Here is a 23523-nt window from a genome sequence, read left to right as displayed (position 1 = left end):
GAGTAGGAAAATGGCCAAGAAGAGCATGAAGAACCGTGAGCTGAAGCGTCAGCTCACCGTTGCCAAGTACGCCACCAAGCGTGCAGCGCTGAAAGCTATCATCGTCGATCTGAACGCAAGTCCAGAAGCGCGTTGGGAAGCTACCGTAGCACTGCAGAAGCAACCACGTGACGCAAGCGCTTCGCGCATGCGTAACCGTTGCCGCCTGACTGGTCGTCCGCACGGCGTGTACCGCAAGTTCGGCCTCGGCCGTAACATGCTGCGTCAAGCCGCAATGCGTGGTGACGTGCCAGGTCTGGTTAAAGCCAGCTGGTAATAGTTGTCAAAGTCTCGATGTTCGGGTTCGCAAGAACCTGACCATCGGTGGCCTTGAATCTGAATCAAGCCCCTTTTGGGGCTTGATTCATTTCTGGGGTGTGTCTAGAATGACCGGCTCGCCTGAGCCCGTGTTTTTCTGCCCGGAAGTTCTCGGCGACAAGTAGTAGCCGCAAGGCTAATTTTTTGTATTAGGAGCGTCTAGCCCATGAGTATGCAGGACCCGTTAGCGGACATGCTAACTCGAATCCGTAATGCCCAGATGGCTGAAAAGTCTGTCGTAAGCATGCCGTCTTCCACGTTGAAGGCAGCTGTAGCAAAAGTCCTGAAGGACGAAGGTTACATCGCGGATTTTCAGATCACCACCGACGCCAAGCCGTCGCTGTCCATCTCGCTGAAGTACTTCGAAGGCCGTCCGGTTATCGAAGAAGTGAAGCGCGTTAGTCGTCCAGGCCTGCGTCAGTACAAGTCCGTTGAAGATCTGCCGAAAGTTCGTGGCGGTCTTGGCGTGTCTATCGTCTCCACCAACAAAGGTGTGATGACGGATCGTGCTGCGCGCGCTGCCGGTGTCGGCGGCGAAGTTCTTTGCACTGTGTTCTAAGGGGGATAAGCATGTCTCGCGTCGCTAAGAACCCCGTTAAGCTGCCAGCCGGTGTCGAAGTCAAATTCGCAGGCCAACAGCTTTCGGTGAAGGGTGCCAAGGGCACTCTTGAACTGAACATCCATTCGTCCGTTGAGATCGTTGAAGAAGCTGGTGAGCTGCGTTTCGCTGCTCGCAATGGCGATCAACAAACTCGCGCAATGGCCGGTACCACGCGTGCGTTGGTAAACAACATGGTCCAGGGCGTAAGCCAAGGCTTCGAGCGCAAGCTCCAGCTGGTCGGTGTTGGTTACAAAGCGCAAGCAAAAGGTCAGGTTCTGAACCTGGCTCTTGGCTTCTCGCACCCAGTGGATTACGAACTGCCGCAAGGCATCACCGCTGAGACTCCTAGCCAGACCGATATCCTGATCAAGGGCATCGACAAGCAGCTGGTAGGTCAAGTGGCCGCCGAGATCCGCGACTTCCGTCCACCAGAGCCGTACAAAGGCAAAGGTGTGCGCTACGCGGACGAAGTCGTCCGTCGTAAAGAAGCCAAGAAGAAGTAGGGCATAGCAAATGACCGACAAAAAAGTTACTCGACTGCGTCGCGCTCGCAAAGCACGCCTGAAAATGCACGAACTCGAAGTCGTGCGTCTCTGCGTGTTCCGCTCGTCGCAGCACATCTACGCCCAGGTCATCTCGGCCGACGGCAACAAGGTCCTGGCAAGTGCCTCGACTTTGGATAAAGAACTGCGTGATGGTGCCACTGGCAACATCGACGCGGCCACAAAGGTTGGCCAGCTGGTCGCTACGCGTGCTAAGGCCGCTGGCGTATCGCAAGTGGCTTTCGACCGCTCTGGCTTCAAGTACCACGGCCGCGTTAAAGCGCTGGCTGATGCTGCTCGTGAAGCTGGGCTGGAGTTCTAAGTTATGTCAAATAACGACCAAAAGCGCGACGAAGGCTACATCGAGAAGCTGGTTCAAGTTAACCGCGTAGCCAAAACCGTTAAAGGCGGCCGTATCTTCACTTTCACCGCGTTGACCGTGGTTGGTGATGGTAAAGGGCGTGTTGGCTTCGGCCGTGGCAAGTCACGTGAAGTGCCTGCTGCGATCCAGAAGGCAATGGAAGCTGCTCGCCGCAACATGATTCAAGTTGACCTGAACGGCACCACCCTGCAGTACGCAATGAAGTCCGCTCACGGCGCTTCGAAGGTGTACATGCAGCCTGCTTCTGAAGGTACCGGTATCATCGCTGGCGGCGCTATGCGTGCTGTCCTCGAAGTTGCTGGCGTTCAGAACGTTCTGGCCAAGTGCTACGGCTCGACTAACCCGGTAAACGTGGTTCACGCCACTTTCAAGGGTCTGAAGGCTATGCAGTCTCCTGAGTCCATCGCTGCCAAGCGTGGCCTGCGTGTTGAGGAGATCAAGTAATCATGGCTACCGTTAAAGTTACGCTGATCAAAAGCATGACCGGCCGCATCCCTAACCACAAACTGTGCGTTAAGGGTCTGGGTCTGCGTCGCATCGGTCACACTGTAGAAGTCCAGGATACTCCCGAGAATCGCGGGATGATCAACAAGGCTTACTACATGCTGCGTGTCGAGGGTTAATCGATGAAACTCAATGATCTGAGTCCAGCGCCGGGTTCCCGTCGCGAAAAGCATCGTCCGGGCCGTGGTATCGGTAGTGGTTTGGGCAAGACTGGTGGCCGTGGTCACAAAGGTCAGACCTCCCGCTCCGGTGGCACCATCGCTCCAGGCTTTGAAGGCGGTCAACAGCCGCTGCATCGTCGCCTGCCTAAGTTCGGTTTCGTTTCCCTGAAAGCCATGGATCGCGCAGAAGTGCGTTTGTCCGAACTGGCCAAAGTGGAAGGCGACGTCGTTACTGTGCAGTCCCTGAAAGATGCCAACGTGATCAACGTCAACGTACAGCGTGTGAAAATCATGCTGTCCGGTGAAGTGACTCGCGCTGTCACTATCGGCAAGGGAATCGGCGCCACCAAAGGTGCGCGTGCGGCTATCGAAGCAGCTGGCGGCAAGTTCGAGGAATAAATGGCTAAGCAAGGTGCTCTCTCTGCGCTCGGCAAAGGCGGTATGTCTGAACTCTGGGCTCGTCTGCGTTTTCTGTTCCTGGCGATTATCGTCTACCGAATAGGCGCACACATCCCGGTTCCAGGTATCAACCCGGACCGACTCGCAGACCTGTTTCGACAGAATGAGGGGACCATTCTTAGCTTGTTCAACATGTTCTCCGGCGGCGCGCTGGAACGGATGAGCATCTTTGCACTGGGGATCATGCCGTACATTTCGGCATCGATCATCATGCAACTGATGACCGCCGTCAGCCCGCAGCTGGAGCAGTTGAAGAAGGAAGGTGAAGCTGGCCGTCGCAAGATTAGCCAGTACACCCGCTACCTCACCGTCGCTCTCGCTCTGGTCCAGGCTATTGGCATGTCCATTGGTCTGGCCGGGCAGGGCGTCGCGTTCACTGGTGACTTTGGCTTCCATTTCGTCGCGGTAACCACATTTGTGGCTGGTGCGATGTTCATGATGTGGCTGGGTGAGCAGATTACTGAGCGTGGTGTTGGCAACGGTATCTCGATGTTGATTTTTTCGGGTATCGTCGCCGGTCTTCCGAGAGCAATCGGGCAGTCTTTCGAGTCTGCGCGTCAGGGTGATATCAACATCTTCGCCCTGGTTGCCATCGGTTTGCTGGCAGTAGCGATTATCGGTTTCGTGGTGTTCATTGAGCGTGGCCAGCGTCGTATCGCTGTTCACTACGCCAAGCGTCAGCAGGGCCGCAAGGTTTTTGCGGCGCAGACAAGCCACTTGCCGCTGAAGGTGAACATGGCCGGTGTTATTCCGGCTATTTTCGCGAGCAGCATTTTGCTGTTTCCGGCTTCGTTGGGTGCCTGGTTCGGTCAGTCTGAAGGTATGGGCTGGTTGCAGGACATCTCGCAGTCGATCGCTCCTGGTCAGCCGTTGAATATTCTGCTGTTTAGTGCAGGGATTATTTTCTTCTGCTTCTTCTATACGGCGTTGATGTTCAATCCGAAAGACGTAGCGGAAAACCTGAAGAAGTCCGGTGCCTTTATTCCGGGCATCCGTCCAGGTGAGCAGTCTGCGCGCTATATTGATGGCGTTCTGACCCGCTTGACCCTGTTCGGTGCTCTTTACATGACGGCCGTGTGCCTGTTGCCCCAATTCCTGGTGGTTGCAGCAAACGTTCCGTTCTACCTTGGCGGGACCTCGTTGCTGATCGTGGTCGTGGTTGTGATGGACTTCATGTCCCAAGTACAATCGCACCTCGTTTCGCACCAGTACGAATCCCTGATGAAGAAAGCCAACCTGAAGGGTTACGGCAGCGGCATGTTGCGCTGAGTACCCATAAGGTTCGAGGAGTTGGTGATGAAAGTTCGTGCATCGGTGAAAAAGCTGTGCCGTAACTGCAAGATTATTCGCCGCGAAGGTGTTGTTCGAGTAATTTGCAGCGCGGAACCGCGTCACAAACAGCGCCAAGGCTGAGTGTGATTGTGCTTCAAGCCCGGTAGCTAGTGCGCTACCGGGTTGATTATTTGTTATTACAGCGATATTATCTCGCGCCCTATTTCTTGGCTTCCGGGGCGTAGGTAGCTGTCAATTGGAGTCCCACTGAATGGCCCGTATTGCAGGCGTTAACATTCCAGATAACAAGCATACTGTTATCTCGCTGACCTACATCTATGGTGTTGGTCGCACTACTGCGCAGAAGATCTGTGCAGTGACTGGGGTAAACCCAGCAGCAAAGATCAAAGATCTGAGCGACGAGCAAATTGAACAGCTGCGTGGCGAAGTGGCGAAGTTCACCACTGAAGGTGACCTGCGTCGCGAAATCAACATGAAAATCAAGCGCTTGATGGACCTCGGTTGCTATCGCGGTCTGCGTCATCGTCGTGGTCTGCCAGTACGCGGTCAGCGTACCAAGACCAACGCGCGTACCCGTAAAGGTCCGCGTAAGCCGATCCGCAAGTAATCGCCCCAGCGAATCGACAGGAATTTAATCATGGCAAAACCTGCTGCTCGTCCTCGTAAAAAAGTTAAAAAGACAGTGGTTGATGGCATCGCCCACATCCATGCATCTTTTAACAACACCATCGTGACCATTACCGACCGTCAAGGTAACGCTCTTTCCTGGGCTACCTCCGGTGGTTCGGGTTTCCGCGGTTCCCGCAAGTCCACCCCGTTCGCTGCTCAAGTAGCTGCTGAGCGTGCTGGTCAAGCTGCGCTGGAATACGGCCTGAAAAACCTCGACGTCAACGTCAAGGGTCCAGGTCCAGGTCGTGAATCCGCAGTCCGCGCTTTGAACGGCTGTGGCTACAAGATCGCCAGCATCACCGACGTGACGCCAATCCCGCACAACGGGTGCCGTCCGCCGAAGAAGCGCCGCGTGTAATCCAGGAGATTGTAAAGAATGGCTCGTTACATTGGTCCAAAATGCAAACTCGCTCGTCGCGAAGGCACCGATCTCTTCCTGAAGAGCGGCGTGCGCGCGATCGAATCGAAGTGCAACATTGAAGCAGCACCTGGTATCCACGGCCAACGCCGCGGTCGCCAGTCCGACTACGGCACCCAACTGCGTGAAAAGCAGAAGGTCCGTCGTATCTACGGCGTTCTCGAGCGCCAGTTCAGCGGCTACTACAAAGAAGCTGCTGGCAAGAAAGGTGCAACCGGTGAAAACCTGCTGCAACTGCTCGAATGCCGTCTGGACAACGTTGTATACCGTATGGGCTTTGGTTCGACTCGTGCCGAATCCCGTCAACTGGTATCGCACAAGTCGATCAGCGTTAACGGTCAGACCGTAAACGTTCCGTCGTATCAGGTTCGTGCTGGTGACGTGGTTGCAGTTCGCGAGAAAGCAAAAAACCAACTTCGCATTGTCCAAGCTCTCGATCTGTGTGCCCAACGTGGCCGCGTAGAATGGGTAGAAGTAGACACTGAGAAGAAGTCGGGCGTTTTCAAGAACGTTCCTGCTCGCAGTGATCTGTCCGCCGACATCAACGAAAGCCTGATTGTCGAGCTCTACTCCAAGTAAGGGCTAGAAAATAGGTGCATCCATGCAGATTTCGGTAAATGAGTTCCTGACACCCCGCCACATTGATGTGCAGGTTGTCAGTCCAACCCGCGCCAAGATCACTCTCGAGCCTCTCGAGCGTGGTTTTGGCCACACCCTGGGCAACGCGCTGCGCCGCATCCTGTTGTCCTCAATGCCCGGCTGCGCAGTAGTCGAGGCCGAGATTGACGGTGTGCTCCACGAGTACAGCGCCATCGAAGGTGTACAGGAAGACGTAATTGAAATCCTGTTGAACCTTAAAGGTCTGGCCATCAAGCTGCACGGTCGTGACGAAGTTACGCTGACCTTGTCGAAGAAGGGTTCGGGGGTGGTTACCGCTGCCGATATTCAGCTGGATCATGATGTCGAGATCGTTAATCCCGATCACGTAATCGCTAACCTGGCGTCTAACGGCGCCCTGAACATGAAGCTCACCGTAGCTCGTGGTCGTGGTTATGAACCAGCCGACTCGCGTCAGAGCGATGAAGACGAAAGCCGCAGCATCGGTCGCTTGCAGCTTGACTCTTCGTTCAGCCCGGTTCGCCGTATCGCTTACGTGGTGGAAAACGCCCGTGTCGAACAGCGTACCAACCTGGACAAGCTGGTTATTGATCTGGAAACCAACGGTACCCTGGATCCTGAAGAGGCTATCCGTCGCGCTGCAACCATCCTGCAACAGCAGCTGGCTGCGTTCGTCGACCTCAAAGGTGAAAGTGAGCCGCTGGTTGTCGAGCAGGAAGACGAGATCGATCCGATCCTGCTTCGCCCGGTTGACGATCTGGAACTGACTGTACGTTCGGCTAACTGCCTTAAGGCGGAAAACATCTACTACATCGGCGACCTGATTCAGCGTACCGAAGTAGAGCTGTTGAAGACTCCGAACCTGGGCAAGAAATCCTTGACTGAAATCAAGGACGTTCTGGCCTCCCGCGGTCTGTCCCTCGGCATGCGCCTCGACAACTGGCCGCCTGCAAGTCTTAAGAAGGACGACAAGGCGACTGCCTGATCGTCGTAATCACCGAACGTAGTGTTTGGTAAGGAATGAACCATGCGTCATCGTAAAAGTGGTCGTCACCTGAGCCGCACCAGCTCGCACCGCAAGGCCATGTTCCAAAACATGGCGGTGTCGCTGTTCGAGCACGAGCTGATCAAAACTACTCTGCCAAAAGCCAAAGAACTGCGCCGCGTTGCCGAGCCGCTGATCACTCTGGCCAAGACAGACAGCCTGGCTAACCGCCGTCTGGCTTTCGACCGTACTCGTTCGAAAGCTATCGTTGGTAAGCTCTTCAACGACCTGGGCAAGCGTTACGCTACCCGTGAGGGTGGCTACCTGCGCATCCTCAAGTGCGGTTTCCGCGCTGGCGACAACGCGCCTATGGCGTACGTTGAGTTGGTTGATCGTGCTACTGCTGGCGAAGCTGTATCCGCCGAGTAAGACGTCAGTCTGAAACAAAGAACCGGGCCTAGTGCCCGGTTTTTTGTGCCTGGAAGAAATGCGCCGTCCGTACAAGTTTCTGACATGGTTGAACTGCCACTATGTGCCGGGAAAACATAATTAGTAATTATCTATCGATGCCTGCAAGTTAATGAATTTGTAGCTGTAACGTCGATGATCAATACTTCCCGCCAAGCCCATTAGCCGGCAGTTCAAGACTGACAGAGGAAGAAGACCGCATGAGCCAGACCAAGACGCTTACAACCGCCAGTGGCGCGCCAGTCGCTGACAACCAGAATTCCCGTTCCGCCGGCCCACGCGGTCCGCTGCTTCTCGACGATTTCCATCTGATCGAAAAACTCGCGCACTTCAACCGTGAAAACATTCCTGAGCGCCGTGTCCACGCTAAAGGCTCGGGCGCCTACGGCACGTTCACCGTTACCCGTGACATGACTGAATACACCAGTGCGAAGTTGTTCGAGTCGGTAGGCAAACAAACGCCAACCTTTCTGCGCTTTTCCACCGTAGGTGGCGAGCGTGGTTCGGCCGACACCGAGCGCGATCCGCGCGGCTTCGCCTTGAAGTTCTACACCGAGGAAGGCAATTGGGACATCGTCGGCAACAACACGCCAGTGTTCTTCATCCGCGATCCGCTGAAATTTCCTGACTTTATCCACACGCAAAAGCGTCTGCCGCAAAGCAACCTGAAAAGCGCGCAGATGATGTGGGATTTCTGGTCGCATTCGGCTGAAGCGCTGCACCAGGTCACCATTCTGTTCTCTGATCGCGGTATTCCTGACGGCTATCGCCATATGCATGGCTTCGGCAGTCACACTTACAGCCTGATCAACGCCAAAGGCGAGCGTCACTGGGTAAAGTGGCACTACAAGACTCAGCAAGGCATCAAGAACCTGGCGCCGGCCGAGGCCGCTCGTTTGGCCGGTACCGACCCGGACTATGCGCAGCGTGACCTGTTCGAGGCCATCGAGCGCGGTGAATTCCCGAAATGGCGCGTGTGCATTCAGATCATGACCGAAGCCCAGGCGGCGGCTCATTACGAGAACCCATTCGACGTGACCAAGACTTGGTCGCAGAAGGAGTTTCCGTTGATCGAAGTTGGTGAGCTGGAGTTGAATCGCAACCCGTTGAACTACTTCGCTGAAGTTGAACAGGCTGCATTTGGCCCGAGCAACATGGTGCCAGGTGTCGGTCTGTCGCCAGACCGCATGCTGCAAGGCCGTGTATTCGCCTACGCTGACGCGCACCGCTACCGTGTGGGCACCAATCACCAGCAATTGCCGGTAAACGCTCCGCGCAGCCCGGTGAATACTTATCAGCGTGACGGCTCCATGGCTTTCGGCAGCAACGGCGGCGCGGCGCCGAACTATGAACCGAACAGCTACGTTGAGTCGCCGAAACAAGCGCCACATTACGCTGAGCCAGCGCTGGCCTTGTGCGGTGCCGCTGATCGTTATGATCACCGGGAAGACACCGACTACTACAGCCATGCCGGTGCCTTGTTCCGCTTGATGAGCGATGAGCAGAGGGCGTTGCTGGTCAGCAACATCGCTGGTGCCATGGCAGGTGTTTCCAGCGATGTCGTCGATCGCCAGCTGCAACATTTCTACAAAGCCGATCCGGCGTATGGAGAAGCAATCGCAAAGCTGCTTAACGTACAGCTTAACGAAGTCTAAACGAGAAGCAGAACCGCCCTCATTTGGGCGGTTTTTGCGTTATTTGGCCTGCTTTTCTCAGAATATCTTCGCTTTTATTGCGCTTCGTGAGTGACCTTCCGGTCATGTTGGTTCAAACTACAGACTTTCAGGAAGGGAGATGTAGGGCGATGCAAGGCCACCCAGATGTAATCGATTACCTCAATACGTTGCTGACCGGCGAACTGGCCGCGCGTGATCAATATTTCGTTCATTCGCGGATGTATGAGGACTGGGGGTTCACCAAGCTCTACGAGCGCATCAACCACGAGATGGAAGAAGAAGCCGGCCACGCCGATGCATTGATGCGGCGGATTCTGATGCTCGAAGGTACGCCGCGCATGCGTCCGGATGATCTGGATGTCGGCACCACGGTGCCTTCGATGCTCGAAGCTGATCTGCGCCTCGAATACAAAGTCCGCGCTGCGCTGTGCAAAGGCATCGAGCTTTGCGAGCAACACAAGGACTACGTCAGCCGTGAGATTCTGCGGGTTCAACTCAATGACACCGAAGAAGATCACACCTACTGGCTGGAAAAGCAGCTGGGCCTGATCAAACTGATCGGTCTCGAGAACTACCTGCAATCCCACGCGTCCTGATTGCAACGGCTATAAAAAAGCCCCTGTCACTTCAACGGTGACAGGGGCTTTTTCATGCCTGGCGGTCAGGCCCGATCGCGGATCAGCAGCGGCTTGAGATAATGGCCGGTGTGAGATTGCTTCATCTCGGCCACTTCTTCCGGCGTACCGGTGGCGATGATCTGCCCGCCCTTGGAACCGCCTTCAGGACCGAGGTCCACCAGCCAGTCAGCGGTCTTGATCACATCAAGGTTGTGCTCGATCACCACCACGGTATTGCCGTGGTCGCGCAGGCGATGCAGAACGTCGAGCAATTGCTGGATATCGGCGAAGTGCAGGCCGGTGGTCGGTTCGTCGAGGATGTACAGAGTCTTGCCGGTATCGCGTTTGGACAGTTCTCGCGACAACTTGACTCGCTGTGCTTCACCACCGGACAAGGTCGTCGCCGACTGCCCCAGCTTGATGTACGACAGGCCAACATCCATCAACGTCTGCAGCTTGCGCGCCAGTGCCGGCACCGCGTCGAAGAACTCCCGCGCTTCCTCGATGGTCATTTCGAGGGTTTCGTGGATGCTCTTGCCCTTGTATTTGATCTCAAGGGTTTCGCGGTTGTAGCGCTTGCTCTTGCACACATCACAGGGCACATAGATGTCCGGCAGGAAGTGCATTTCCACCTTGATAAGGCCATCGCCCTGGCACGCTTCGCAGCGACCGCCCTTGACGTTGAACGAGAAACGCCCCGGGCCGTAACCACGGGAGCGCGACTCGGGCACGCCGGCAAACAGTTCGCGGATCGGTGTGAACAGCCCGGTGTAGGTCGCCGGGTTGGAACGCGGCGTACGGCCGATCGGGCTCTGGTCGATGTCGACGACTTTGTCGAGATGTTCCAGACCTTTGATGCTGTCATGCGCGGCGGCTTCCAGCGTGGTCGCACCGTTGAGTGCCGTTGCGCTCAGCGGGAACAGCGTGTTGTTGATCAGTGTCGATTTGCCAGAACCGGAGACGCCAGTCACGCAGGTCAGCAGGCCGATCGGGATGTCCAGATCGACATTGCGCAAGTTGTTGCCACGCGCACCTTTAAGCGAGAGGTTGAGCTTCTTGTTGCGCGGCGTGCGTTTGGCCGGCACTTCGATCTTCACCCGCCCGGACAGGTATTTGCCGGTCAGCGAGTCCGGGTGCGCCATGACTTCGTCCGGCGTGCCCTCGGCAACGATCTGCCCGCCGTGCACACCGGCGCCCGGGCCGATATCGACGACATAGTCAGCCAGACGAATCGCGTCTTCGTCGTGCTCGACCACGATCACCGTGTTGCCGATATCGCGCAAATGCTTGAGCGTGCCGAGCAGGCGGTCATTGTCGCGCTGATGCAGGCCAATGGACGGTTCGTCGAGGATATACAGAACGCCGACCAGGCCCGCGCCAATCTGGCTCGCGAGACGAATCCGTTGCGCCTCGCCACCGGACAAGGTGTCGGCGCTGCGATCCAGCGACAAATAGTCGAGGCCGACGTTGACCAGGAACTGCAGACGCTCGCGGATTTCCTTGAGGATCTTGTCGGCGATCTCGCCGCGGCGCCCGGTCATCTTCAGCGCGCCGAAATATTCGCAGGCATCGCCAATCGGCAGGTTGGTCACTGCTGGCAAGGTTTTCTCGCCAACCCAGACGTGCCGTGCTTCGCGGCGCAGACGCGTGCCACGGCAATCCGGGCAGGCCTGATGGCTGAGGAACTTGGCCAGCTCTTCGCGCACGCTCGCCGATTCGGTTTCGCGGTAACGGCGCTCCAGGTTCGGCACGATGCCCTCGAAAGGGTGCGAGCGTTTGACGATGTCGCCACGGTCGTTCAGGTATTTGAAGTCGACGTTCTGCGAGCCGCTGCCGTGCAGGATGAACTTCTGCTGCTCGGCGCTAAGGTCGTTGAATGGCTTGTCCAGACTGAACTTGTAGTGCGAGGCAAGTGAGCCGAGCATCTGGAAGTAATAAACGTTGCGCCGGTCCCAGCCGCGTATCGCGCCCTCGGCCAGTGTTAGCTCGCCATTGACCAGACGTTTGATATCAAAGAACTGCTTCACGCCCAGACCGTCGCAGGTCGGGCAGGCGCCGGCCGGGTTGTTGAAGGAAAACAGCTTGGGTTCCAGCTCGCTGATCGCGTGGCCGCAGATCGGGCAGGCGAAGCGTGCGGAGAAGATCATTTCTTCACCCGGCTCGTCGTCCATCGGTGCGACCAGGGCAATGCCGTCGGCGAGTTTCAGCGCGGTCTCGAAAGACTCGGCCAGACGTTGCTGCAGATCAGCGCGAACCTTGAAGCGGTCAACGATCACATCGATCGAATGCTTCTTCTGTTTATCCAGCTTCGGCAGCTCGTCGAGCTCGCAAATGCGTCCGTTGACCCGGGCGCGGACGAAACCTTGCGCACGCAATTCTTCGAAAACCGACAGGTGTTCGCCTTTGCGTTCGCGGATCACCGGCGCCAGCAGCATGAGTTTGCTGCCTTCTGGCTGCGCCAGCACCAGATCGACCATTTGGCTGACGGTCTGCGCCTCCAGTGGAATGTCGTGATCCGGGCAACGCGGTGTACCGACGCGGGCATAGAGCAAGCGCAGGTAGTCGTAGATTTCGGTGATGGTGCCGACCGTGGAACGCGGGTTGTGCGAGGTCGACTTCTGTTCGATGGAGATCGCCGGCGACAGGCCTTCGATGGTGTCGACGTCGGGTTTTTCCATCATCGACAGGAACTGCCGGGCATAGGCCGACAGCGATTCGACATAGCGGCGCTGACCTTCGGCATACAGCGTGTCGAACGCCAGGGACGACTTGCCGGATCCGGACAGGCCGGTGATGACGATCAGTTTGTCCCGTGGCAGGGTCAGGTCGATGTTCTTCAGGTTGTGGGTACGGGCCCCACGTATCAGGATCTTGTCCAAAGTGGCCTCGCTCGGCGGGCGTCGAAAACGTAGGAGTATACGGGCAAATACTGGATGGATGCACACTATCAAACGAAGGGCGTTTTGCCGTTCATGAAGAGAGTTTCATCTATACGCGTCATAGCGTCGCGATATACCCCGTCTTCCGATGGGACTGGTAGAATCGCCGCCGGTTCACACGAGGTTTTTCCATGCACGATCCCCACAGCGAACGCATGAGTGGCAGCGAGACCCGCGCGGCGAGCGGTCTGGCCCTGGTGTTCGCCTTCCGTATGCTTGGCATGTTCATGGTGTTGCCGGTGCTGGCGACCTATGGCATGGATCTGGCGGGAGCGACCCCGGCCCTGATCGGGCTGGCGATTGGCGCTTACGGCCTGACCCAGGCAATTTTCCAGATTCCGTTCGGCATCATTTCTGACCGCATCGGCCGCCGGCCAGTGATTTACCTCGGCCTGATCGTCTTCGCTCTCGGCAGTGTTCTGGCTTCCCAGGCCGATTCGATCTGGGGCGTGATCGCCGGGCGGATCCTGCAGGGCGCCGGGGCGATTTCTGCAGCGGTGATGGCGCTGCTGTCCGATCTGACCCGCGAACAGCATCGCACCAAAGCCATGGCGATGATCGGCATGACCATCGGCCTGTCGTTCGCCGTGGCCATGGTGGTCGGGCCGTTACTGACCAGCGCGTTCGGGCTGTCGGGGCTGTTCCTCGCCACCGGCGCCATGGCGCTGGTCGGTATCCTGATCATCATGTTCATGGTGCCGCAGTCCACCGGGCCGTTGCAGCACCGTGAGTCCGGCGTCGCCCGGCAGGCACTGATGCCGACGCTCAAGCACCCGGATCTGCTGCGCCTCGATCTGGGCATCTTCGTCTTGCATGCCATGTTGATGTCGAGCTTCGTCGCCTTGCCCCTGGCACTGGTGGAAAAAGCCGGCTTGCCCAAGGAGCAGCACTGGTGGGTTTACCTGACCGCGCTGCTGATTTCGTTCTTCGCCATGATCCCTTTCATCATCTATGGCGAGAAGCGACGCAAAATGAAACGAGTTTTGCTCGGTGCCGTCATGACACTAATGCTGACTGAACTATTCTTCTGGCAGTTCGGCGACAGCCTGCGCACTCTGGTGATCGGCACGGTGGTGTTTTTTACCGCGTTCAATCTGCTCGAGGCCTCGTTGCCGTCGCTGATCAGCAAGGTTTCACCGGCAGGCGGCAAGGGCACGGCCATGGGCGTGTACTCCACCAGCCAGTTCCTCGGTTCGGCACTCGGCGGGATACTCGGCGGCTGGTTGTTCCAGCATGGCGGTCTGTCGGTTGTGTTCCTTGGATGCGCCGCGCTGGCTGCACTTTGGCTGGCCTTTGCTGTTACCATGCGCGAACCTCCCTACGTGACGAGCCTGCGCTTGCCGTTGTCGCCCGAAGCGATCCGCGAAGCGGGTCTGGTCGAGCGCCTCAAGGCCCTGGTAGGGGTAACAGATGCAGTGATAGTCGCGGAAGAGGCGGCTGTTTACATCAAACTGGACAAAGAATTAGTGGATCGCACCACCCTCGAACGCCTGGTCAACAACCCGGCCGGGGCTGCGTGCGACGCTTAGGAGAACGTTATGGCCCGTGGGGTTAACAAAGTCATATTGGTCGGCACTTGCGGCCAGGATCCCGAAGTTCGCTACCTGCCTAACGGTAACGCCGTGACCAACCTGAGTCTGGCCACCAGCGAACAATGGACCGACAAGCAGACCGGTCAGAAGGTCGAGAAGACCGAATGGCACCGTGTGTCGATGTTCGGCAAGGTTGCCGAGATCGCCGGTGAATACCTGCGCAAGGGTTCGCAGGTGTACATCGAAGGCAAGCTGCAGACCCGCGAGTGGGAAAAGGACGGCATCAAGCGTTACACCACTGAAATCGTGGTCGACATGCAAGGCACCATGCAATTGCTCGGCGGCCGTCCACAACAGGGCGACCAACAAGGTGGCGGCAACAACTACCAGCAGCAGGCGCCACGTCAGCAGGCTCCACGCCCGCAGCAGTCGGCTCCGCAGCAGCGTTCGGCTCCGCCAGCGCCACAGCAGGCCGCACCGCAACCGGCTCCGGATTTCGACAGCTTCGATGACGATATTCCGTTCTGATTCGCCGCTGTAACCGCTTTAAATGAAAAGGCCCGTCGCTTGAGCGACGGGCCTTTTTTGTTCAGGAAATTCCTGGCTATTCACAATCTCCTGTGGGAGCGAGCCTGCTCGCGAATGCGTCAGATCAGTCGATGCACCTGTAACTGACAGGACGCTTTCGCGAGCAGGCTCGCTCCCACAAGGTAACTTCGTCTTAATCCAGAATCAGATGCGGCAGGAAGCGGCTGGAGTCCTTGGTTATCAGGCTATTGTCCTCACGCACACCAATCCCTGCCGCCTCATCTCCAATCACCCACGAGCCAATCAGCGTGTAGCTGTCGCCAAACTTCGGCAGCGGTGCGAACTCCTGCAGGATGAATGGCGCATCGGTGTAGGGCCCGTCCTCTTTGACGATCAGCCCCTCCGCTGTTTGCAGTTCGATATTGGCGCCCTCGCGGGAAAAGTACGGCTTGCGCACCCAGCCCTTCGGCACCGCACTCTGCGGATTCGGATCAAGGTGCGCGGCGAGCAGATTCGGATGTCCCTTGTGCAATTCCCACAGCAGCGGCAGCGCACCTTTGTTCGACAGAATCGCCTTCCACGCCGGTTCGAAAAACTGCGTGTCACACTCGGCGATCGCCGCGCCGAACGGTTCATGGAAGATGAATTCCCAGGCGTGCAGCTTGAACAGATGCGGGATCCAGCGATCTTGCAGATCGACGAAACGGCCCTCAGCCGTCAGGCCGATGTCTTCGATGTCGATGTGGCGTGATTCGATGCCGACCTTTTCCGCGATCAGCCGCAGGTAGTCGGTGGTGCCTTTGTCCTCGACCGAGTCCTTCATCGAGGCAAAGTAGAACGGCCGCTTCAACTGCAATTCGGCGAAGGCCCGATGCAGCTTGGTGTCGATGCTGTTGAACTGGTCGGCATGCCGGGGCAAGGTGCCGCGTTCGATGCATTGCTCCAGCCAGCCCCACTGAAACGCCGCCGCTTCATAGAGGCTGGTCGGTGTGTCGTAGTTGAGCTCCAACAGTTTCGCCGGCCCGCTCCCGCTGTAGGAAAAGTCCATACGACCGTACAGATGCGGATGACCTTCACGCCAAGAGGTGCGGATCATGTCGTAGTACGCCGCCGGGATACTCAGGCGATCAAGCAACTCCTCGCTGTTGACCACGCGATCAACCAGGTCCATGCACATCTCGTGCAGTTCGGTGGTCGGGTCTTCCAGATCGTTTTCGATCTGCGCGAGGCTGAACTGGTAGTAGGCGCTTTCGTCCCAGTACGGTTCGTCGTCGATGGTGTGGAACAGGAAACCGAGGCTTTCGGCGGTGTGTTTCCAGTCGGGGCGCTCGGCGCAGTGGATCTTTTTCATGTCAGCTGCTCGAGCGTCCGGAACTGCTGCCCCAGCCACCCCAACCGCTGCGGGCGCTGGACTGGCTGCCGAAACCGCCGCGCGAAGTCGACGACGCAACGTTCACCGGTTTGCTCTTGCTGCTTTCGTAATCCGCCTGGCTGCGCGAGGTTGTGTCAGCTCGGCGGTACTGCGTTGAGGTGTTGTACGGCTGGCGCGTTTCGCGATCACGGTAAACGCTGCGTTCGGCGTTGTTGCTCATGGCGTTGCCGATCAGCCAACCGGTCAGCCAGCCATTGCCGCCACCACCTGAGCCACCGGAATAGTGCGAGCCGCCGTGGCTTGCACTGCTGCTGGTGGTGTCGCCCGCCGGCATCTGCGCATTGGCAATGGCATCCAGATTTTGCGGCTCATCACCCTTCTGCGGCACTTTGAAACCGCCGAGTTTCGGCACGAAACGACCATCGGAATTTTTCTGACACCAGCCAGCGGCAAAGTCTGCGTCGCACTTGGCCTTGTCGGTGTAGGCCGGGGCGATGCGCCGATGTTCGTTCAGAGCGGCGACGTAGGCGCTGGAGCAGAGATCGGCGGCCACTTCGGCGTCGACACATTGTTCAACGCTCTGGAAATTGCGCGGCTGATCCAGCGCTGCTGCTTCACCGGAGATCGCCATCGCCACCGACGCGGCGAGGGACAACTGCACGTATTTGCTGCGTTTCATCGAGAGGCTTCCTGCCGGTCAGTGGGACGGGGTCATGCACGCGGCATTGAGCATACCGACGCTGATCGCCACGGCGGCGACATAAATGCCGGCGGCGACTTCGCCGTTGGCGATGCGCTGGGACGTGCCCTTGAGCACCAGCCCGGTAGCGACGAATGCCAGCAACTGCACAACGGCAGCGATGACAGCCCACAGCACGAAATCGAGCAGGTTGACCGAGTAGGCGATCACGTTGCTCGCCGGAATGGCGAAACCGATGATCGCCCCGGACAGGGCAATGGCGGCGGCAGTGTTGCCGGCACGGATCAGTTCGAATTCCTTGTGCGCGGTAATGCGCGTGTAGACGAATTGAAACAGCATGAACAGCAACACGGCGCCGATCAGGTAGACGACAAAACCGACCAGCGCGGTTTTGTTCAGGGAAACGGCCAAGACTTCCAGCATGAAAAACTTCCTTTTTAGATGGCGCTCAAATCAGTCGTGTACAGCGAGATGCCCAGCGAGGTGCTCAGGCTGACGGTGCCTTCTTCATCCTGTTCGACGGAGAACAGCAGCAGTTCGCGGCGATCGGTCAGGCCGGTGTCGCGGGCATACAGCATGGAGTGGTGCTTGATGGTGTAGGACTCGTCCGGGTTGACTACGTGTTCGGTCATCGGCACCAGTTCGGTCTGCTGCAGTTCGGTGCCCCATTCACGGGTGTATTCAACACCGTCGTGGGTGTAGGTCGGCAGACCGATCAGACTGTTCGGCCCGGCCAGACGCTGCAGTTCCGCATCACTGTTGACCGTCACGTAGCTGAGGTAATTGAACAGGGTGACCGACTCGACCTGATCGTCGCCGGTGACGTGGATCTGCACCCAGAAATCCTCGTCGTTCATGTAATAGCGGTGCAGTTTGTTGGACTGGCCGAGATCGACCCAACCGGCGCTCCACACCGCTTGATCGAATGGCACCCGCACCGAAGTCGAGCCTTCCAGCAGCAATGCCAGGGTCGTGTCGAAGCGCACGCCTTTGCCTTGTGCCATGCCCAGTGGACCGCTGGCGCCGGTGCTCGTTGGCGCAGCGGTCTGCCAATTGCTGGTGCCGAGCAAGTCTTTAAACCATCCCATGGGTACGTTCCTTGAAGCGGGTGGAGGTGTTCGGGGGTGAAAAAGTGGCGGTAGTGTAACGGGCGAAGCGGTGAACGACACGCCGCAAACCGTGTGGGAGCGAGCCTGCTCGCGAATGGGCCGTGTCAGTCACCATCAATTTTGACTGTCACGACGCTTTCGCGAGCAGGCTCGCTCCCACAAGTTACCGTTCAGTCATTACTGCGCGGACTTCTGCTTCAGCCGCTCAAGGATCGCGTTGGCGCTGCCTTCGTTCGGCGTGATGCCGGCGTCGCGCAGTTTGCGTTCCAGGTCGTTGCCGGTAGAGGCGTCGGCCAGTTCATCTGCGGCGTTCAGTTCGGCAGCGCGTTGCTGCTGCTTGGCTTGCAGGCGGTTCAGGGTGCCGACCGCAGTTTCCAGTTTGCCGTTGGCGCCGCCGCTGGCAATCGAGGCGCTGACCTGGGCTTTCTGCACGCTGTCGCGGGCCTTGGCCATGTCCACTTGCTGGCGCAGGCTCTTGATCCGCGATTCGGCTTTGCTGATGTCTTTGCGCATGTTGTCGGCGTAGGCGCCGAATTCATCGCTCAGTTTCTTCTCGGCAGCAAGGTCGTTGGTCAGGGTTGAAATCGCTTCGGCCACTTCCAGCGCCAGGTCTTCACGGCCGGCATTCAACGCGGCTACAGCCTTGGCTTCGAGGTCCTTGATCTTGGCGTCGTATTCGCTGACGCGGTCGGCGGCGAGTTTGTGCTTGGCCATGATCGTCACCAGTTCGCGGCGGGCATTGGACAGCGCGGTGTCGGCGTCGCGGATTTCCTGATCGAGGATGCGCAGCGCCTGCTGGTCGGCGATGGCTTCGCCGACTTCATTGGCGCCGCCGCGCAGTGCGGTGAACAACTTGCTCCAGATGGACTGAGTCATTGGATATTCCCTGTTGATTACTTGAAGAAGTGTTCGAAGGCTTCGCTGGCGCGCTGCACGTTGTCGACCAGGGTTTTCACCTCGGTGACGACATTGGTCAGGCTCGAGTCGGCGCTGAGGGCGCCGAACATGTTGTAGACGGTCTGCCCGTTCGGCATCGACTCGATACCGATCGACGACAGCGGGAACATCTCGCGGCTGCGCAGCACGGCATCGTTGAACGCCTGGACGTTGCTGATCGAATCGATGTCCACCAGCACGGTGTCGACGATGATCTGCTGGCCGGCCAGGGCGATGTGAATCGGCAGGCCGCCGAATTCGTTCATTTCCAGCTTGATGCTCGGCTCGGAGCTCTGGATCAGGGACAGCGAAATCTCTTGGGAAGCCACCTCGTCCAGCGCCTTGAGGGCATTGAAGAGGCTGTCGATGGTCCAGTTGTTGCCTGCGCTCATGTATTTCTCCGACATGAAAGAGCCAGCCAGAATCGGTTGGCGTAGCTGTTGCTCCATTTGCTTGAGCAAGCTTCGGTTTTCCGGAAGCACCCAAGTTTCGTGTTTCACATAACCGGCGGCGGCCAGGCCTGCGCGCATCTGCTTCATGTAGAAGCTCGACGGTTTTTTCGCCGACGTCTTGGCACGCTCACCCCTGGGGCTGGCTGCGGCAGTCGTCTGAGTGCGGCTTGTCATGGCTGTTTTCCGGTTATGAACGTCTCACGCGTGGGCCACACTACAACCAATGCAAAGTGCCATCAATGACTCACGCGTGAGATTTTCATGACAGACGCAAAAAGGCCCGCAACGTGGCGGGCCAGTGAGTTGTGCAGTTGTTGCTAGGCGTTGCTGCTCAGGAACTGGTCAGTCGATACCACGTTGGCATAGGCGAAACCCAGCGCCGCCATGAAGGCTGCGTGCACCTGGGCGGCCGGCACCGTCAGGCCATTGAATTCCAGATCACGGCTGGCGCAGGCATCGTGAATCACTGTGACGCCGTAACCCATGTCCGCCGCCGCGCGGGTGATGCCATCGATGCACATATGGCTCATGCTGCCGGCCACCACCAGATCGGTAATGGCTTGTTCGTCGAGCACCGCTTTCAGTTCGGTCTCACGGAACGAGTTGACGAAGTGCTTGAGCACCACCGGCTCGTCGGCGCGGTTGAGCACTTTCGGATGCAGTTTCGCGCCCTCGGAGCCGGGAGTGAAAAACGGCGCATCGTCGGAGGTGAATTCATGCCGAATGTGCACCACCGGATCGCCCGCTTCGCGAAAGGCTGCGATCAGCTGAGCGGCGTTGTCGGCAGCGGCATCGGCACCGACCAGCGGCCACTTGCCTTGGGGGAAGTAGTCGTTCTGGATATCGACTACGATGAGCGCTTGCTTGGCCATGGGATTGTCCTCGAGGCAGTGATTGGTTGTGGCCTCAGTATCGGCGCTGGCCGAGGATTCGGGGATTGGCCGCACCGACAATAGACGGGGGAAAACTGACAATGGCTGCACAAAAAGCCGCGACTGCTGAACTGGGCGTGCTGATTTACCCCGGCGCGCAACTGGCGGCCGTGCACGGTCTGACTGATCTGTTCGCCGTGGCCAACCGCATCGCCGCCGACTATCAGGCAGTGCAATTGCCGTTGCTGCGAGTCAGTCACTGGCAGGTCGAGGGCGAGCAGCTGCCGACGCGGGTTTTCGACAGTCATCCCGGTGCGGAAGACGCTTTGCTCGCCGTGCTGATTCCGCCGTCCCTCGGCGGGTTCGATGCGGCGCAGATGACTCCGAGCCTGACGCAATGGCTGCGCGATCAACATGCCCGCGGCGCAACCCTTGGTGGTGTTTGCGTAGGCTCGTTGATGCTCGCTGAAAGCGGCTTGCTCGACGGTCGCAGCGCCACCACCCACTGGACCTCGGCACAGGCTTTTGCCGAGCGTTACCCGAAGATCAAACTGAAGGCCGACACGCCAATTGTCGACGACGGCGACCTGATCACCACGGCCGGGCTGATGGCCTGGTCGGAACTGGGACTGCGCCTGGTCGATCGCTTGCTCGGCCCGAGCATCGCCACCGCGACCGCGCGTTTTCTGGTGATGGAACACAGCGACAGCGCCAGTGAATGCGGGAGCAATTTCGCGCCCATCCTCAGCCATGGCGACGCGGCGATTCTCAAGGTCCAGCACTGGCTGCAAAGCACCGGGGCGACGGATGTTTCGCTGAACGCGATGGCCGAGCGCGCGGGCCTTGAAGAACGCACTTTCCTGCGCCGATTCCGCGCCGCCACAGGCTTGAAACCGACCGAGTATTGCCAGCATCTGCGGGTTGGCAAGGCGCGAGAAATGCTCGAATTCACCAATGGCACGATCGATCACATCGCCTGGACGGTGGGCTATCAGGATCCGGGTGCGTTTCGTGCGATTTTCAAGAAGATTACCGGGCTGGGGCCGAGTGAGTACCGGGGGCGGTTTGGTCTGACGCGGTAAGCTGAATCAATGAGCTTCCTGTGGGAGCGAGCTTGCTCGCGAATTCGGTGTGTCAGATGTATCAGCTTCGATTGACACCCCGCATTCGCGAGCAAGCTCGCTCCCACAATAAACTCTGCAAGGATGAGAGATCGTGCAATTTGCCGGAATTTTGCGCGCCGTCGTGCAGTTTGAAACAGGCGTGATGCCAGCACTTCAGGGGCAAACACCCGATTACCGGGCGGTCCGTGGGGATCGTTGATTGGCCTGATCTCTGCACTTTCCCTGAGTGAACCCATCGACTGATAAAAGGGGAACGCATGACCCCGACACCCAGCAAGAAAATCGTCGTTGCTCATTCGGTGCGTACCGAGGCACCGCAACATGAAGTCGAGACCAACAAGGCCCTGGCGCGCTGGCTGGCGCAAATCCTCGGTTGCAAATTCGGCGGCAGTTACGATCCGGCCAAACATCAGGGTCGCGAGCTGTATCTGCTGCCAACGCAAACCATTGTTGGCGCTGCCCACGCTCAAGCGCTGGGAATCAAAGGCCCCGATGACTTGTGGGGCGGTTACGTCGAATACGATTTCATCTGCACCAAAGCCATCAGCCACGGCTTGCGCAGCCATTTGGCGCACGCGCCGCAGGGCTGGTCGCCGCTGTTCTCGGAGCGGGTGCGCAACGTTGTGCTCGACGGTCTCAGCGTATTCGCCCTGGAAGATGCGCGGCCCGCCGCCGAGCATCTGCTGTACGCCGGGCCGATTCGCCTGAAGCCGGTTCATGCTTGCGCCGGGCGCGGTCAGGAAGTGGTCAAAAGCCTCGACGCGTTCGATGAGATCCTCGCGCGGCCCGAGGCGCAAAGCCTGTTCAGCGACGGCGTAGTGCTGGAGCAGGACTTGAGCAACGTCGTCACCCACAGCGTCGGCCAGTCGTTCATCGGCGGAAAGGTGTTGAGCTACTGCGGCGAGCAGTACTTGACCGAGGACGGCCAGGGCGAAGAGGTCTACGGCGGTTCGAATCTGCTGGTGGTGCAAGGGGGCTATGACCAATTGCTCGCGCTGGATCTGCCTGATCATGTGCGTCTGGCCATCGAACAGGCGCAGGTATTCGACAGCGCCGCCAACGAAGCCTACCCGCGCTTTTTCGCCTCGCGGCGCAATTACGATATCGCCCAAGGTCTCGACGCCAGCGGCAACCCGCGCAGCGGCGTGCTCGAACAATCCTGGCGCATGGGCGGCGCCAGCAGCGCTGAAGTGGCCGCGTTGCAAAGCTTCGTCAACGATCCACAGATGCGCGCCATCCGCGTGTCGTCGGTGGAAACCTATACCGATCAGGCGCTGCCGGCGGACGCCATCGAGGTCTATCGCGGCCCGGCGGAAAACAGCGCGTTTCTTCTCAAATACGTAACGGTCCAATCCTATGACGGCTAGAAGCGAAAGCATTCAAATCGACATCGATGACGAACAGATGAGCGGGACGTTTCTCAGTCCCAAATCGAAAGTCCCGGGGGTGTTGTTCGTTCACGGTTGGGGCGGCAGTCAGGAACGTGATCTGGAACGGGCCAAAGGCATCGCCGGCCTGGGTTGCGTTTGCCTGACCTTCGACTTGCGCGGGCACACCGGCGGCACCGGAATTCCGCTGACCCGCGTGACCCGTGAAGACAATCTGCGTGACTTGCTGGCGGCTTATGATCGCCTGTTGGCGCACCCGGCGCTGGATACCTCTGCGATCGCTGTGGTCGGCACCAGTTATGGCGGCTATCTGGCCTCGATCCTGACGTCATTGCGCCCGGTGCGCTGGCTGGCGCTGCGCGTGCCGGCGCTGTACCGCGACGAGCAATGGCACACGCCCAAGCGCGATCTGGATAAAGCCGATCTGCGTGACTACCGCAGCACGCTGGTACGCGCCGACAGCAATCGCGCCCTGCATGCCTGCTCGCAATTCACTGGCGACGTGCTGCTGGTGGAGTCGGAAACCGACGACTTCGTGCCGCACGCGACGATCATGAGTTACCGCGCCGCGTGTCAGCAGACTCACTCGTTGACGCACCGGATCATCGATGGCGCGGATCACGCCTTGAGTGATCCGGTGTCGCAGCAGGCCTATACCTCTATCCTGGTGGACTGGATTACCGAGATGGTGGTGGGGGAGCGGTTGAGCATTATCCAATCCAGATGATGTTTCGCATGTACCGGCCCCTTCGCGAGCAGGCTCGCTCCCACAGGTTGAGCGCATTTCAAATGTGGGAGCGAGCCTGCTCGCGAAAGGGCCA

General features: G+C 58.4%; 29 protein-coding genes. 21 read left to right on the top strand and 8 right to left on the bottom strand.

The window, feature by feature from the left end; all coding sequences use genetic code 11:
* Positions 1-10 precede the first annotated feature (10 nt).
* The 16 genes from rpsN to bfr all read left to right on the top strand — a co-directional run bounded on the left by rpsN (position 11) and on the right by bfr (position 9729).
* Positions 11-316 (top strand): 30S ribosomal protein S14, encoded by a 306-nt coding sequence (rpsN, locus tag ACZZZ4_RS05845; protein WP_003186042.1) that lies wholly within the window; start codon positions 11-13, stop codon positions 314-316.
* Between the two features lie 207 nt (positions 317-523).
* The gene (rpsH, locus tag ACZZZ4_RS05840) at positions 524-916 is read left to right on the top strand and encodes a 30S ribosomal protein S8 (RefSeq protein ID WP_016772944.1); all 393 of its coding nucleotides are present in this window, start codon (positions 524-526) and stop codon (positions 914-916) included.
* Positions 917-927: 11 nt separating this feature from the next.
* A complete protein-coding gene (gene rplF, locus ACZZZ4_RS05835; protein ID WP_007966176.1) occupies positions 928-1461 on the top strand; it encodes a 50S ribosomal protein L6 in 534 nt (177 codons plus the stop codon).
* 10 nt (positions 1462-1471) lie between these two features.
* Positions 1472-1822 (top strand): 50S ribosomal protein L18, encoded by a 351-nt coding sequence (rplR, locus tag ACZZZ4_RS05830; protein ID WP_003186037.1) that lies wholly within the window; start codon positions 1472-1474, stop codon positions 1820-1822.
* 3 nt (positions 1823-1825) lie between these two features.
* Complete coding sequence (rpsE, locus tag ACZZZ4_RS05825; protein ID WP_007955637.1) at positions 1826-2326, top strand: 30S ribosomal protein S5; 501 nt, start codon at positions 1826-1828, stop codon at positions 2324-2326.
* A 2-nt stretch (positions 2327-2328) separates the two neighbouring features.
* On the top strand, positions 2329-2505 hold the full coding sequence (rpmD, locus tag ACZZZ4_RS05820; protein ID WP_003176408.1) for a 50S ribosomal protein L30: 177 nt from the start codon (positions 2329-2331) through the stop codon (positions 2503-2505).
* Positions 2506-2508: 3 nt separating this feature from the next.
* On the top strand, positions 2509-2946 hold the full coding sequence (gene rplO / locus ACZZZ4_RS05815) for a 50S ribosomal protein L15 (protein ID WP_039761942.1): 438 nt from the start codon (positions 2509-2511) through the stop codon (positions 2944-2946).
* On the top strand, positions 2947-4275 hold the full coding sequence (gene secY, locus ACZZZ4_RS05810) for a preprotein translocase subunit SecY (protein WP_016772945.1): 1329 nt from the start codon (positions 2947-2949) through the stop codon (positions 4273-4275).
* A 27-nt stretch (positions 4276-4302) separates the two neighbouring features.
* Entirely contained in the window at positions 4303-4419 is a 117-nt protein-coding gene (gene rpmJ / locus ACZZZ4_RS05805; protein ID WP_002555468.1) for a 50S ribosomal protein L36, read from the top strand.
* A gap of 130 nt (positions 4420-4549) precedes the next feature.
* Entirely contained in the window at positions 4550-4906 is a 357-nt protein-coding gene (rpsM, locus tag ACZZZ4_RS05800; protein WP_003186020.1) for a 30S ribosomal protein S13, read from the top strand.
* Positions 4907-4936: 30 nt separating this feature from the next.
* Complete coding sequence (gene rpsK, locus ACZZZ4_RS05795) at positions 4937-5326, top strand: 30S ribosomal protein S11 (RefSeq protein ID WP_002555466.1); 390 nt, start codon at positions 4937-4939, stop codon at positions 5324-5326.
* 18 nt (positions 5327-5344) lie between these two features.
* Entirely contained in the window at positions 5345-5965 is a 621-nt protein-coding gene (gene rpsD, locus ACZZZ4_RS05790) for a 30S ribosomal protein S4 (protein WP_003176404.1), read from the top strand.
* A 22-nt stretch (positions 5966-5987) separates the two neighbouring features.
* On the top strand, positions 5988-6989 hold the full coding sequence (locus tag ACZZZ4_RS05785; RefSeq protein ID WP_016772946.1) for a DNA-directed RNA polymerase subunit alpha: 1002 nt from the start codon (positions 5988-5990) through the stop codon (positions 6987-6989).
* 42 nt (positions 6990-7031) lie between these two features.
* Entirely contained in the window at positions 7032-7418 is a 387-nt protein-coding gene (rplQ, locus tag ACZZZ4_RS05780) for a 50S ribosomal protein L17 (protein ID WP_003176402.1), read from the top strand.
* A 239-nt stretch (positions 7419-7657) separates the two neighbouring features.
* Positions 7658-9112, top strand: a complete 1455-nt coding sequence (locus ACZZZ4_RS05775) for a catalase (protein WP_463547422.1) — start codon at positions 7658-7660, stop codon at positions 9110-9112.
* Positions 9113-9261: 149 nt separating this feature from the next.
* Positions 9262-9729 (top strand): bacterioferritin, encoded by a 468-nt coding sequence (gene bfr, locus ACZZZ4_RS05770; RefSeq protein ID WP_122599871.1) that lies wholly within the window; start codon positions 9262-9264, stop codon positions 9727-9729.
* Between the two features lie 65 nt (positions 9730-9794).
* On the opposite strand, the gene uvrA is transcribed toward bfr, so the two are convergent.
* Positions 9795-12629 carry an excinuclease ABC subunit UvrA gene (gene uvrA, locus ACZZZ4_RS05765; RefSeq protein ID WP_039761937.1) on the bottom strand — a complete coding sequence of 945 codons (2835 nt, stop codon included), beginning with the start codon at positions 12627-12629 and terminating at the stop codon, positions 9795-9797.
* Between the two features lie 191 nt (positions 12630-12820).
* Here uvrA and ACZZZ4_RS05760 point away from each other — a divergent pair, with 191 nt between their 5' ends.
* Positions 12821-14218: an MFS transporter gene (locus tag ACZZZ4_RS05760; RefSeq protein ID WP_039761936.1), complete on the top strand. Its 1398-nt coding sequence runs from the start codon at positions 12821-12823 to the stop codon at positions 14216-14218.
* Positions 14219-14227: 9 nt separating this feature from the next.
* Positions 14228-14749, top strand: coding sequence for a single-stranded DNA-binding protein (locus tag ACZZZ4_RS05755; RefSeq protein WP_042610650.1), 522 nt, complete (start codon positions 14228-14230; stop codon positions 14747-14749).
* A 193-nt stretch (positions 14750-14942) separates the two neighbouring features.
* Here ACZZZ4_RS05755 and ACZZZ4_RS05750 read toward each other — a convergent pair whose 3' ends face one another.
* From ACZZZ4_RS05750 to ACZZZ4_RS05720, 7 genes are all read right to left on the bottom strand, one after another.
* Positions 14943-16100 carry a glutathionylspermidine synthase family protein gene (locus tag ACZZZ4_RS05750; RefSeq protein ID WP_463537072.1) on the bottom strand — a complete coding sequence of 386 codons (1158 nt, stop codon included), beginning with the start codon at positions 16098-16100 and terminating at the stop codon, positions 14943-14945.
* Position 16101: 1 nt separating this feature from the next.
* Positions 16102-16800: a DUF1190 domain-containing protein gene (locus ACZZZ4_RS05745; protein ID WP_129999705.1), complete on the bottom strand. Its 699-nt coding sequence runs from the start codon at positions 16798-16800 to the stop codon at positions 16102-16104.
* A gap of 18 nt (positions 16801-16818) precedes the next feature.
* Complete coding sequence (locus ACZZZ4_RS05740) at positions 16819-17244, bottom strand: DUF350 domain-containing protein (RefSeq protein ID WP_129999706.1); 426 nt, start codon at positions 17242-17244, stop codon at positions 16819-16821.
* Between the two features lie 14 nt (positions 17245-17258).
* Positions 17259-17909 (bottom strand): DUF2491 family protein, encoded by a 651-nt coding sequence (locus tag ACZZZ4_RS05735; RefSeq protein ID WP_463547421.1) that lies wholly within the window; start codon positions 17907-17909, stop codon positions 17259-17261.
* Between the two features lie 198 nt (positions 17910-18107).
* Positions 18108-18806: a PspA/IM30 family protein gene (locus ACZZZ4_RS05730; protein WP_016772954.1), complete on the bottom strand. Its 699-nt coding sequence runs from the start codon at positions 18804-18806 to the stop codon at positions 18108-18110.
* A gap of 17 nt (positions 18807-18823) precedes the next feature.
* Positions 18824-19405, bottom strand: coding sequence for a YjfI family protein (locus ACZZZ4_RS05725; protein WP_225914461.1), 582 nt, complete (start codon positions 19403-19405; stop codon positions 18824-18826).
* A gap of 230 nt (positions 19406-19635) precedes the next feature.
* Entirely contained in the window at positions 19636-20190 is a 555-nt protein-coding gene (locus tag ACZZZ4_RS05720; RefSeq protein ID WP_463547420.1) for a cysteine hydrolase family protein, read from the bottom strand.
* A 101-nt stretch (positions 20191-20291) separates the two neighbouring features.
* Between ACZZZ4_RS05720 and ACZZZ4_RS05715 the strand changes: the two genes are divergently transcribed.
* From ACZZZ4_RS05715 to ACZZZ4_RS05705, 3 genes are all read left to right on the top strand, one after another.
* Positions 20292-21272, top strand: coding sequence for a GlxA family transcriptional regulator (locus ACZZZ4_RS05715; protein WP_463547419.1), 981 nt, complete (start codon positions 20292-20294; stop codon positions 21270-21272).
* Between the two features lie 299 nt (positions 21273-21571).
* The gene (locus ACZZZ4_RS05710; protein ID WP_463547418.1) at positions 21572-22681 is read left to right on the top strand and encodes a DUF3182 family protein; all 1110 of its coding nucleotides are present in this window, start codon (positions 21572-21574) and stop codon (positions 22679-22681) included.
* Positions 22671-23429, top strand: coding sequence for an alpha/beta hydrolase family protein (locus tag ACZZZ4_RS05705; protein ID WP_039761927.1), 759 nt, complete (start codon positions 22671-22673; stop codon positions 23427-23429). Before ACZZZ4_RS05710 ends, ACZZZ4_RS05705 begins: the two co-directional genes overlap by 11 nt.
* Positions 23430-23523 lie beyond the last annotated feature (94 nt).

This window comes from Pseudomonas sp. AC252 (genome assembly GCF_979258105.1).
The sequence above is the reverse complement of the archived record's forward strand: the minus strand, read 5'-3'. Positions and strand labels throughout refer to the sequence as shown.